Source organism: Bdellovibrionota bacterium (assembly GCA_035292885.1).
In the GTDB taxonomy this organism is placed as follows: Bacteria; Bdellovibrionota_G; JALEGL01; order JALEGL01; family DATDPG01; genus DATDPG01.
In genome coordinates, this window is the sequence record DATDPG010000141.1 from 1 (window position 1) to 12270 (window position 12270).

Below are 12270 nucleotides of genomic sequence, written 5' to 3' on the forward strand. Positions count from 1 at the left end.
GGCAATGTGAGTTGAAAGATGATTCTTCGTAAACATCTCTCCACGCGACTGTTTTGGCTGGTCGGCAGCATCGCCGTCGTGCCTTTAGCATCGATTCTATTCTTGGCCGTTCGCGGCTCGATCGTGGCGACGGAACAAACGGCGAAGGAAGGTTTACAGGAAGTGGCCAATCAAACCGCCGGACGAATGGAGGAGATCGTGGCCTCCCACGTGCGCGTGTTGGAGGGACTGGCCGAAACGATGGGCCGTGCGATCGTGGATCGTACCGCGCGACAGTCCCTATTGGATGGTTATACTCTGCGATTTCCCGAGCTGAAGCGCGTGGTCGTCGTCAACAGCAAGAAGGAGGTGATTGCCGGCAGCGACCCCACCTGGACCCCTTCCACGGTTTCCGGCCTTCCGGTGCCGATGGATCTCTCTCCGCGGGAGACGAGAATCTCGGACCTGATATGGAAGGGCGGTTTGATGCCGACGATCCAGTTGACGCATCGTCTAAACGACGATGAATTGCTGCTGGCCGAGATCAATATCGCCAAGCTATGGGAGCTGGTCGAGTCGATTCGTATTGGAGATTCCGGACGCTTGCTTCTATTGGACCGGAATCACCACGTGATCGCGCACGGCGCCCCGCAGGGGAAGAAATTCATTTTGGATCAAATGGACTCCCATGAGCCGACGACCATTCCATATCCCTCAGCGGATTCGACTGCCCAATATAGGAATCTCATCGGCGTCCCCGTCGTAGCGGCCGCTCAAACGATTCGCTCGCTCGATTGGAAGGTCGTGATAGAACAAGACCAGGCGGAAGCGTTTGCGGCGTCCCATTGGTTGTCGCGCCTGCTTCTTCTCTCGGGCGGTCTCTTAGTGATTTTAATTGCCTTCGCCGGTACACGATTCAGCCGGAAAATGACTCGCCCCCTCGAAGAGTTGGTTGAAGCGACGAAGGAAGTAGCCAAAGGAAATTTATCCATCCAGGTCAATGTCGTCGGCAACGACGAGCGGGCGCATCTTGCGGAGGCGTTCAATCAGATGGTCGGCGATCTCCGCCAATTGCACGAATTGATCGCCCAAAGGGAGAGAATGGCCGTCATTGGAAGAATTGCCGGCGAACTCGTCCATGACCTTCGCCACCCGGTGCGCAACATCGAAAACGCGGCTCACTTGATAAACAGCCGCGGCGACGAGCCCGCCGTGCGGGAGATGTTCCAACGAGTGACGCTACGAGAGTTTGAAGGGCTCAACCGTTTCCTTCAAAACCTGGAAACCCTTATTTCCGAACCTGTTCTTCAACCTGTGGAATTGGATGTCGCGGCCGAACTCCGTTCTATCGTGGAAGCGCTGCAGAACTCAACGGAAGGAAACACGATTCGGTGGGATCTGCCGAAGTCGGAGCTGTCTCTCCATGCCGTGGCTGACCGGTTCGCTCTTCGACGGGTGCTTCAGAATCTGCTTCGAAACGCCGTCGAGGCCTCGCCGGAAGGGGAAACGATTCGTGTCGGCGTCACGGTCGAAGGAAATCGCATCGCCGTCCACGTTCAGGATCAAGGTCCGGGGATTCCCGCCGACCGGGTGGCATCCTTGTTCGATGCCCTTCGCACGACGAAACGCAGAGGTATCGGCCTCGGCCTCGCCATCTGCAAGAAACTCGTCACGGAAATGGGAGGCGAAATTGGGGTTTCCAACCACGGGGAAGGAGGAGCCCAGTTTTCCGTGAGCCTGCCCCGGCCGATGAAGGAAAGCGCTGAGGCGATAGAGGGGACCCTCAAGTCCATCGCCAGACTCCCAGGTTCCGGAAAGAAGAATTCTCTTCCAGCCCCCTGAGATCCAATATGGATCCGCGGAAAAATCGATAACGCATTAATTGGCCGTTTTGAGCTCAATACGGCTCAGCCGAGGTATCCAACTTAACCCATTAAAATAATTCGGGTTTCGGACCCAGCGTAACTCTAATTCCATGGCCGGGTTTCCTTCGGGTGTCAAAATGCCCATAAAGTAAAATTATTTCAATTACTTATGTCGAAGGCATGACGGTTGCGGTGAGGGGGGAACCAAAATACGCAGTTCGAGTCAAAGTTCGGCACAGCGGCACGGGGTCAGCGTATAAATCAACATAAATTCAGTGGGTTAACGCCAAAGGCGCAAACTAATAATTTGGCACACCCTTCGCAGTTTCCTTGGCGTACTATGGCAAACCTCTCTCTGAGATCCTTCGTAACGTTGGCAAGCGTTTTGTTCTGCGTCCTCGCCGTCGGATGTGCGGGAAGCGAACAATCGAAGGCGACGCTCGATGAAGAGAGCGTTTCGATCACGTTGGTTTCGTCAAACGGCGACTGCGGTGCGGATATTCACGCAGGAGAGGCCAGTGGTGGCGGTCATTTGAGGAGGGCCCTAAGCTGCGGCAGCTACACGGTTGATGTTTCGGGTATCTGCAAAGATTGTAATTCAGTCATGTTTGAATCGGGTGACACGTCGTTTTCCATCGACGTCGCGTCCGACGGTTCATTCAAAACGATTGTCAGCCTCGGCTCTTTCGACGGTTCGGTACTTTTGACGCCGGTGGATTCGGCGGGAGTCCTCGGAAACGTTGTTTCGGCCGAAGCGGTTGTGACAAACCCGTAACAAGACCCAGTTTCACCTAAATTCAATCGGGCTCTAACCTACGAACATACTGCCCTGCAATCGGCAAGCAGATCGGTTGCAACCGTTTCCAGAAGGTAAGTTGAACAATTGGTCCGCTCCCTCTAACGTCAATTGCGATGTTGCGCTCCCAAATTGCCGCTCGTGGAGTCGCTGTTCTTTCTCTATGGGTTGCCCTTTCGACGTTTTGCTTGGGCTCATGCAAACCAAAGGAAGCGGACACAGCAATCAGCGTGTTGAATGTCCCGATCGAGTCCGACATCCAGGGCTTCGATCCAGCAATAATCACGGACAACTACACAATGGTTGCTTTGGAGCAAGTCTATCAGGGGCTCACGCAATACGATTATTATGCGCGGCCTTACAAAGTTGTTCCCCTCTTGGTGAAGTCGATGCCGACGATTTCGCCGGATCGGTTGGTCTACACCTTCCAACTTCGAGAAGACGTGTTTTTCCATGAGGATCCGGCTTTCGGCGGAAAGCCGCGGAAACTAACGGCCTCAGACGTCGTCTACAGCCTGAAAAGAATCGCCGATCCCCGCGTGAAATCACCGAACTGGTGGATGCTTGAAGGGCGGATCGTTGGGCTGGATGAGTTTCGCGTTGCCCTCGGAAAGGCGAAGGGAACTCCTAATTACGACTCAAGCCGTGTCGCTGGTCTTTCTGCGCCCGATGACAAGACAGTTGTCATTAAGCTTATAAAACCTTATCGGCAATTGCTCTACATTCTGGCGCTCCATCCTTTCGGCGTTTTGTCGCCTGAGGTTGTGGCGAAGTACGGTGATGAATTGATCAATCATCCCGTCGGGACGGGACCATATGTTCTTAAGGAATGGATCCGGGGACAGCGAATCGGTTTCTCAAAAAACGAAAAATATTGGAAAGAGATTGATTCCCGTACCGGAAGGCAACTTCCAGAGCCGGATGAAATCAATCTCTGGATCTATCCAGAAACTCAGCCGATGTGGCTCAACTTTCTAAAAGGAAATTTGGATGTTCTGGATGTCGTATCGGAGCTTCAGGATCTGGTATTTCAAAAGGATGGCACGGCGGTACCCGAGCTGAAGAGACGGCAAATTGAACCGACGGTGTTCGAGCGCGTCGATACAGTTTTTCTGGGATTCCAGATGCAGGACAAAATCGTAGGATCAAACAAATATCTTCGCCAAGCCATCAGTGCGGCAATCGATCGAAATGAATTAATAAAGCTTTTCTGGTCCGTTAAGGATAGGGAAGCGCATGGGCCGATCGCTCCGGGTGTGTTCGGGTATAATGAGGATCTCCGAAATCCGTACGGTTATGATTTAGATCATGCGCGGCGGCTCATCGAAAAAGCCAAACAGGCTGCAGGCGTTCGAACGTTCCCCCCAATAAAACTCCATCTGATGTCATCCTCCTGGCACCGCCAATTGGGGGAAGCGCTAGGGCAGCAGCTCCGTAAGATCGGTTTGAATCTGAACGTCGAACTTCACCCGTGGCCGCGTCTTCAGGAACTGATGGAGAAACGACAGGTGCAAATGTTTTTGTATTCCTGGACGGCGGATTACCCGGATGCCGAAAACTTCCTTCAGTTGTTTTACGGGCCGAACGCGGCACCGGCCACGAACCGGTCCTGCTTTCAAAACAGCGGATTCGATTCTTTGTACAAGGAAATTCAAGCCGATGAGGACTCGCCAGAGAGGAAAGAAAGGATCAATCGAGTGGTTCAGATCATCATGGAGGAAATGCCGTTGATTCCGCTGGTTCATCGCAGTGCTCCCCGAGCCGTGCAGGGGTGGGTGAGCAACTTCAGACTGAATCCGTTCGCCCGGGGGGGGTACAAGTATGTCGTTGTCGACGCGAAACGGAAAGTCTCCCTGGCCGCTCGGAAATAGAAGCGTTATTACGGAAGGATTCGTTCCGGGTTGAACTCCGGATGATTTCGAAAAGGCGCGAGGAATTGAAGCGGGATTTTCTGTTCCATCTCCAGTCGAACACTTCGAAATTCCTCCAGAAGGCTTTGCGATTTCCCATGCTCGTTCTTGCTGGCCAGATAACGAATCGCATTCGCATAAACCATCTGCTGTAACCACACTGCGGAAAGCGACCGAAGATTGAGAGACTTCGGTTCTGGGGGAATAATGCCGGCTCCTGCGGCAGCCAAAAGATAATCCGTTCCATGGTAAGAGTACTGAAGTCTGGGCATCTGCATCTTTCGTACTTCTTCTCGAAGAGGGAGATATTCGGCCAGTATCTCCGAAACAGGTCTTGAATGTTGCAACGTCTCAAACCTCAGGAGCGCTGAATATCGGAGAAGGTAAAACAGCCGCTCTCCAACCCGAGCGAGATTTGATAAATCCTCCCGAGCCAGACGAACGGCCTCAGAAACATTCCCCCGATAGAACGCCATTAAATACCGAAAACGGCAAAGCAAGGATTTCAACCAAGGTTGCTCGTCTACACGATATTCCGTTTCAACTCTTCGGATAATCGTTTCCACTTCATCCAAGGCGCCCACGTCCAAGCAGACATCAGCCTGGAAGATCAAGGATCTCGCCTCCAGCTGCCTGTTCCCTAAAATCCGGGCTTCACGAAAAACCGTTTCGTAGTCCGCAAGTGCGCGGACGTACTCTCCAACCTCACTGTAGAGAGATCCACGATTACACATAGCCATAAGATACTGATCGCGAAGCCCCGATTCCTCGGCTACCTGAATAGCCTTGTTCACATGTGCAAGGGCGGAGGGATGGTCCAAATTCAGATCATGATTCCAGGCAAATCGGATGTGAAGGTTGATACGATCTCTTGGCGAGATCCGGTCTGAAGGAAGAGCTTCGGCGCGCTTGAGATAGTCGAAACTTTCCGGCAATTGGCCCGTATTCCACGCGAGAATGGACATTTGAACCCAGATTCGAAACTGGAGGTCAGGGCGATCGTCGCCGAGTCGGCGAAGAAGGTCCAAAGCATCGTTCTGGCACTGTTCATTGGAACGACCCGAATCCCACAACATCTTCAAACGTTTGGTTTCGGCACCCAGAGAATCCGCAAAAGCCGATCCCTCCTTCATATGTCGGATGGCGACGTCAAGATCGCCGAGAGCATCCGCGAAGTTCGCCCGCGCCTGCTGAACCTCTGATCGGGCCGAATAATAATGGCCCAACGTTTTGGGATCTGCGCCCAGCCCCAGCGCCTTCCATCGCTCCAAAGCTTTATCCACGGCTTCAAAGTCCCCGATCGCCCGAAGCGCCTCGATCCATTTCACAAAGAGTTCCCCAAGAGGCGAACGGGAGGACGGCGATGTCGTTTCCCATCGCTCGACGGCGGCGCGAAAGTATCTCTCGGCCTGCGCGTATGCAAAGAGGTCCAGGTTGCGATCCCCGGCACGGACGGCCCACAAAATGGCCTCCTCGTCGCCGTCGCTTTCCAAATAGTGATTTGCTACGCGGTCGGTCTCCTGGCCTTCGCTCCTCCCCGACCGACCGGCGAGAAAGGATGCGATTCTTCCATGCCGTTCCCGCCGATCCTTCTCCGTCAACGTGTTTCGGATGGCATCGAAGACAAGATCGTGATGAAAGCGAAAGATCCGCTGGGGAAAAACGCTCTGTTCCTCGAAATAATTCCGCTCCAGGAGTTCATTGCATATCTCTTTAGGATTCTCGAATCCGATCTGTAGAAGAAACTCCTCGAGTTCGTCCGCGTTCAGCGAAACACCGAACAGCGCCGCCGACCTTAGGACCTCCCGATAACTCTCGGAAAGCTTGTCGAATCTGGCGGCGATCAACGAATGAAGCGTCGGCGGCAAAGCCACAAGATCCTGTCGTGACGCTCGAAGTATTTTTTTGTCGTCATCCGTCGTTTGAATCTCCACGACCTTCTGGTCGAGCCATTGACGTAAGATCTCTTCAATAAAGAGCGGATTCCCAAGCGATGCGCGAACCAAAAGCTCGCGAAGTTTGGCCGAGACCCGGTCGATCTCCAAAGCCGTACAGATGAACCGATCGATATCGTCCTTGGACAAGGGCTTTAAGAAAATCTCATTGTAATTGAGCCGGCGGTTCCAGCTTCCCGACACACCCGGCCGGTGAATCAGGACCAAAAGGAGGCGGAGGTGTTCGATCCCATCCAATAAAGACTCCAGAAGCTCGAACGATCTTGGATCGGCCCAGTGGAGGTCCTCAATTGCAATCACGAGAGGGGTGGTCGCGGCTTGGCGAAGGAGGGAGCGAACCGACTGAAACAATCCCAAACGAATCTGCTCGTCCGTATACGAAGCGAATCGCTCGATCTTGCGATCCGGCTCCAATAAGAGGCGAAGGTAATCCACCTCTACGTCGCTTAAAGACCATTGTTTCAGCGTATCCGATGTACCTTTAGAGATGGCGGCGACAATCTGCTGAAAGGCGTGATATGGCCGCTCGGTTCCGTGAAGGATAAAACTTCCCTCTGCGTACGGAATATTCCGCTCGGCTACAATCTGTCGCAGAGAATGAACGAGGCGGGTCTTGCCGATCCCCGCGTCGCCGACGATTCCGAGAATCTGCCCCTGGTCTTGAGACATCTGGTCGATGAGTTCGGCAAAGCGAGCCACTTCCGCGCTTCGGCCGATTAACGGCATCTGCCGGGCACGAATGCCTCGAACGCGTGCGGGCCGCTTTCGTTCACCACGCAGATAGAAGAGTTCGCCGTCGTCCTCTTCCACGCGTTCCAAAAGGAAGCGGCGATCGTAAATCTTGGCCAGGTCAGGGGACACGAGCGCCTCTCCCTGCCGCACCAGAGATATCTCGTTTCCAAATTCAGCGGTCCAGTCGAACTTGGCTTCGGTGGCGGAAACCTCGGCTTGGAGTTCTTTCACAACGATTTTCCGCCCCGTATTGAGGAGCGAAGAAGCGAGAAGGAGCGCGTGTTCGGCGTCGTCCTCCTGGCGAGCCGGTAGTCCGAAAATAACAGCGCCTTTCGAGTCCCCCGACGGCACCCATGACCCGGACGAAGAATCCGGCGGCGGCGTGGGGCCTTGAATCCCGACGGCGATCAGGCGGCGGCGTTCCATGTTTAGTCCGATCTCGACTCCCTTTTTCCTGTTACACTGAAAAGACTTTCCTTACAAACGCTTAGGAAGGTCTTGGGAAATTGATACGATAAAATGTGCGTTGCCGGTCATTGACACGTCAGGAAGGCAATCGCTGGTATCGCCAGTACGCATTCTTACTGGAGTTCCGTGAAACGAAAGCGCAGGCCCAACGAATTTCTGCGAAATCCCTTATTCCTCGGTTAAGCCACCCTCCTGGCTCGGATCTTTGGCCCGCTCCCCATCGCCTGTCCCCGCTGCGGCCAGAACATGAAGCTTCTCTCCTGTGAAACCGATCACACCGTCCCGACTCCTTGCCCGATTTCTGTGCGGGGCTCCCTCTTTCATCCTTCAATACGGCCCCCAGATATTCAAAAGTTCGTCCAACGCGTCGTGGTTTCTCGGTTTCCTTGTCAAACTTGCTCGTTTCTACGATTCTGTAACCCGAAAACGGAGGGGATTTCCGCGTGAGTGACAAAAAAATTCTTAAGAAAATCCTTGAAGGCTCAAAAAATATCCGTTTCAACGAATTCCGCTCTTTAATTGAAGCCTATGGTTTTCGTCTTTCGAGGATCTCCGGGAGCCATCATATTTTTACCCATTCAGACGTACAAGAGCTTGTAAACATTCAGGAAGTTTCCGGCCAAGCGAAGCCCTATCAAATTCGCCAGTTCATGAAACTCGTGGAGAGGTATAATCTAAAGATAAAAGGCAAATAAAAATGTCCGACTACCATATTAATATATTCTACAGCGAGGATGATGAAGGATACATCGCAGATATTCCTGACCTTGAAGCTTGTTCCGCGTTTGGAAAAACTCCAACGGAAGCTTTGGCTCAGGTGGAAATCGCGAAAAAAGCGTGGCTCGACGCCGCACGAGCAGAGGGAAAATCTATCCCCACACCCAAATATCGACCCGTGATCTATCAGGTCGCATAATTCACCGTTCTGTGTGATTGATGGGTCGTGTGAAAGTTGCGAGTCAGCCTTGTTCGACTACCGGCCTGCGAGCTTTCCGGCCTGACATCACCTCTTCTTTGATTTTCACAGCCTTGGGAACCAGTTTCTCGGCTCTTGCTCGCTTTAGAGCAGAGCGGAAGTCTTTTAAAGCCTGGCCAGGAGATTTGATGCTGATGATAAGTTCTTTCATATCGTCACTCCTAAATGTTCGCGTACAAGTCGGGACTTGCGGTTCTCAATACGTCCGAGCGAACAAATCGTACGGCCCGGCCTTTTCGACCTTCGCCCGCACAAACGTCCCGGGGCGCATGGATGCACCGGCTACGAACACCTGCCCGTCGATATCCAGCGCCTGCCCCTCGGTCCGACCGACATGGCTGTACCCGTTCGGCGATTCAAGCGCGCGATCGATGAGTACGTCGAACACGCGGCCCAACTTCTCCAGATTCTTGCGAGCTGAAATTTTTTGCGCAATCGCCATGATTCGGTTCCGGCGTTCTTTCTTTACCTTCGTCGGGATTTGTCCCGGCATTTTTGCAGCGGCGGTGCGCTCTTCCTGCGAATAGGTGAATACCCCGAGACGATTGAATTCATATTCCTTCACGAAGTCGACCAGGCGGCCGAATTGTTCGGCGCTTTCCCCCGGGAATCCGACGATGAGCGTCGTTCGAAGCGCCAGACCGGGAATGGAAGATTTCAACTTCTCCAGTAACCCGCGCACCTCCCGTTCATCCACCTTCCTTCGCATCGTCGCCAAGAGATCGCTGTCGATGTGTTGCAAGGGGATGTCCACATACTTGCAGATTTTTTCCGAGTTCGCGATGACGTCGATCAGGCCGTCGGTGAAATACATCGGGTAATTGTACAGCAGCCGAATCCATCGAATCCCGTCGATCTCAATGAGGCGGCGGAGAAGTTTTTCCAAATCCGTCCCGTCTCCGAGATCCAGGCCATACGCCGTGAGATCTTGGGCGATGAGCGAGAGTTCCACCGCCCCTTCCGCCGCCAAGTTTTCCACCTCGCGGGCGATCGAATCGATCGTCCGGCTGCGGTTGGGACCTCGCAGGCGCGGAATGATGCAAAAGCTGCAGGTGCGGGAGCAACCTTCCGCGATCTTCACGTACGCCGTGTGACGGGGAAGCGTCGAAATTCGCGGCGTGGCATAGTCGTACACGTACTCCGGAAAATCCACGGCGGATCGGGGCGGAGGAAAAGCGGGCAGAACTTTCGTAAATTCCGTGATCCGATGAAATTCCCCGGTGCCGATGAAGTGATCGACCTCCGGCATTTCCTTTTCAAGCTCTTCCCGGTATCGCTGCGCCAGACATCCGGTGACGATCAGCTTCTTTAACGAGCCGTCGCTTTTCCGGCGGGCCACGTCGAGAATCGTCTCGATCGATTCTTTCTTGGAGGCTTCAATGAAAGCGCACGTGTTTACGATCATCACATCCGCTTGCGATTCATCTTTGGTCAGCTCGCAGCCTTCTTTCTTGAGGAGGCCGAGCATCACCTCGGAATCGACCAGATTTTTCGGGCAGCCGAGGCTGATCAGGCCGACTTTCAGTTGTGGTTTTTCCGGGCCCATAAAGCGCGCCAGTGTAGCGAATTTGGCTCGTCAGCGCCAATAAAGTATTAGAACAAAAAGTTGTGAGGTTTGGATAACGATTCAGCTGTCCTATGTTTTCTACGTTCACAAATTATTGTGAACGCGGTCAAGAATAGAAATTCTATTCCACCACTCTCCTAGCTAACGAGAGGACTTCGGAGCCCAATTTAAGGCCCGATCGTTCGAGATTCCTGCGATTCACATCGAATCGAAGTTTTCGGTCCTCTTCGACAAGGCCCACCATCCCGCCGAGTTCCAGAAAATCCGGCCCGTCACCCACCGTAAGGATCGGCACATTTCCAACGTCGGTGAGTACGATTTTTGCGCGCGTTCCGGAAATTCCCGCAAACAGCAGCGCGTGAACCTCGCGCGCACTAGCTGCTGGAGCGGAGATGGAGCGTACGTCAAGGCGCCGCTGAAAGACTGACTTTCCTTCGGTCATTTTGCTCAATACTCCGGCGATAGCCTCGTCTCCCATAACTCCAAAAACAAAGGGCGCCGTTGGTTTGGAAAAGGTTGTTTCGGGCCAGGTCACGGACTTCACGATGGCGATAAACATGGCCGCCTTGAGTTCGGTCATCGTGGGCCCCGATTCGGAGATGGAAGTCGTAGAAACCAAGAGCGTCGACAGTAGAACTCCTGCGCCGGCCAATCGTTTATAAGAAAAACTTGTCATTTCCCGTGGTCGGATCTGAAAAAATCTTGCGCTCGAGGTCTCGTTCTCTCAAGGTAAGATACAAGCAGCTTTGTCGATTCGCACCCCATTTTCACTGTTCCTGGTTTGTCTCGTGCCGTTTTCTGCGCACGCGGAGTCGGGGGAACAGAAGAATGATCTCAGTGAGTACAGTTTAGAGGAACTTCTGCGACTTGAAGTTACGGTTGCGTCGGATCGTGCGATGAAGGCACGCGAGTCCCCCGGAATCCTCACAATTGTTACGCAGGAGGAGATCCGTAATTTGGGAGCCCGGGATCTCATCGATGTCCTTCGGATCGTGCCCGGTTTTGATTTCGGAGTCGATGTCCTGGGGGTCGTGGGTGCCGGGTTTAGAGGAAACTGGGCGCACGAGGGGAAAATCCTGCTCCTGGTCGACGGCCATCCTTTCAACGACCGGATGTACACGAATGTACCGTTCGGAAACCATTTCCCGGTGAATCTGATCAAGCGTGTGGAAATCATCCGAGGCCCGGGATCGGCGATTTACGGCGGCTTTGCGGAGTTGGCCGTCATCAACATCGTGACCGTCGTGGCCGCCGAAGAGGAGGGCATTAAAGTCGTGGGAACCTCCGCGTATCACGCCGATACCTACGCACGTCAAAATCTTGAAATCGGTCTCGGTAACCATGTGGGGGACGACGTCTACGTCGGAGGCGGTGCGTTTCTGGGATTCGCCCAGCGCGGCGACCGGGCATTCACGGACTTCGCAGGGGATTCGTACAATATGGAAGGGAATTCAGATCTGCGACCGATCCACGCGAACGTTGGGTTCCGCTACAAAACGCTTCGGGCGAACTTCCTGTTCGACGATTATCAAACCACGCATCGAGACGGAAACGACGCTGTCGTGCCGGGTGGCGACACGCCTAACGATTTCAAATCCTTTCATACGGGCGCGTCGTACACTCACGCGTTTTCCGACGAATTGACCCTGACACCCGAATTTCGCTTTTCGCACCAGGAGCCGTGGAAGAACAACGTTCTTCCTCCGTCCGATCCGATTTACTACGACGCCGCCGTCGATCACTTTGGAGTGCTTCTCAAGTCATCCTACCGTGTCGGAGACAACTTCCAATTGGTGGGAGGAGGCGAAGTGTCGTTCGATCGCGCGACGTACGCGCCGGGATCGAGTTATCTTTTTCCGAACGGCCAACAGGACATTGTGTACCGAAACTTTGCGTTTTATTACGAGAGCACGTTTTCGGCGTGGCTCAATATGACGGCCGGCATGCGTTTCGAAAAGCACAGCGAGTTCGGGTCATCGTTCGTCCCGAGAATCGGTCTGACGAAGCTCTTCGATCCGTTCC

General features: G+C 53.6%; 10 protein-coding genes. 6 read left to right on the forward strand and 4 right to left on the reverse strand.

All coding sequences use genetic code 11. The features are described 5' to 3' along the window. Window positions 1–18: 18 nt before the first annotated feature. From VI895_10565 to VI895_10575, 3 genes are all read left to right on the forward strand, one after another. Complete coding sequence (locus VI895_10565) at window positions 19–1821, forward strand: sensor histidine kinase (protein ID HLG20240.1); 1803 nt, start codon at window positions 19–21, stop codon at window positions 1819–1821. A gap of 396 nt (window positions 1822–2217) precedes the next feature. Next, window positions 2218–2619, forward strand: a complete 402-nt coding sequence (locus VI895_10570) for a hypothetical protein (protein ID HLG20241.1) — start codon at window positions 2218–2220, stop codon at window positions 2617–2619. 251 nt (window positions 2620–2870) lie between these two features. Next, entirely contained in the window at window positions 2871–4511 is a 1641-nt protein-coding gene (locus VI895_10575) for an ABC transporter substrate-binding protein (GenBank protein ID HLG20242.1), read from the forward strand. 8 nt (window positions 4512–4519) lie between these two features. Here VI895_10575 and VI895_10580 read toward each other — a convergent pair whose 3' ends face one another. Continuing rightward, entirely contained in the window at window positions 4520–7663 is a 3144-nt protein-coding gene (locus tag VI895_10580) for an AAA family ATPase (protein ID HLG20243.1), read from the reverse strand. Between the two features lie 485 nt (window positions 7664–8148). Here VI895_10580 and VI895_10585 point away from each other — a divergent pair, with 485 nt between their 5' ends. Together VI895_10585 and VI895_10590 are read left to right on the forward strand one after the other, a co-directional pair. Beyond that, window positions 8149–8400, forward strand: coding sequence for a type II toxin-antitoxin system HicA family toxin (locus VI895_10585; protein HLG20244.1), 252 nt, complete (start codon window positions 8149–8151; stop codon window positions 8398–8400). Between the two features lie 2 nt (window positions 8401–8402). Beyond that, window positions 8403–8621, forward strand: a complete 219-nt coding sequence (locus tag VI895_10590; protein HLG20245.1) for a type II toxin-antitoxin system HicB family antitoxin — start codon at window positions 8403–8405, stop codon at window positions 8619–8621. A 43-nt stretch (window positions 8622–8664) separates the two neighbouring features. On the opposite strand, the gene VI895_10595 is transcribed toward VI895_10590, so the two are convergent. The 3 genes from VI895_10595 to VI895_10605 form a co-directional block, all read right to left on the reverse strand. Further along, window positions 8665–8832 carry a hypothetical protein gene (locus tag VI895_10595; protein ID HLG20246.1) on the reverse strand — a complete coding sequence of 56 codons (168 nt, stop codon included), beginning with the start codon at window positions 8830–8832 and terminating at the stop codon, window positions 8665–8667. A 45-nt stretch (window positions 8833–8877) separates the two neighbouring features. Then, the gene (gene rimO, locus VI895_10600; protein HLG20247.1) at window positions 8878–10227 is read right to left on the reverse strand and encodes a 30S ribosomal protein S12 methylthiotransferase RimO; all 1350 of its coding nucleotides are present in this window, start codon (window positions 10225–10227) and stop codon (window positions 8878–8880) included. A 142-nt stretch (window positions 10228–10369) separates the two neighbouring features. Next, a complete protein-coding gene (locus VI895_10605) occupies window positions 10370–10924 on the reverse strand; it encodes a YfiR family protein (GenBank protein ID HLG20248.1) in 555 nt (184 codons plus the stop codon). Between the two features lie 112 nt (window positions 10925–11036). Between VI895_10605 and VI895_10610 the strand changes: the two genes are divergently transcribed. Then, window positions 11037–12270, forward strand: a 1234-nt coding sequence (locus VI895_10610) for a TonB-dependent receptor plug domain-containing protein (protein HLG20249.1), incomplete at its 3' end; no start/stop codon positions are given.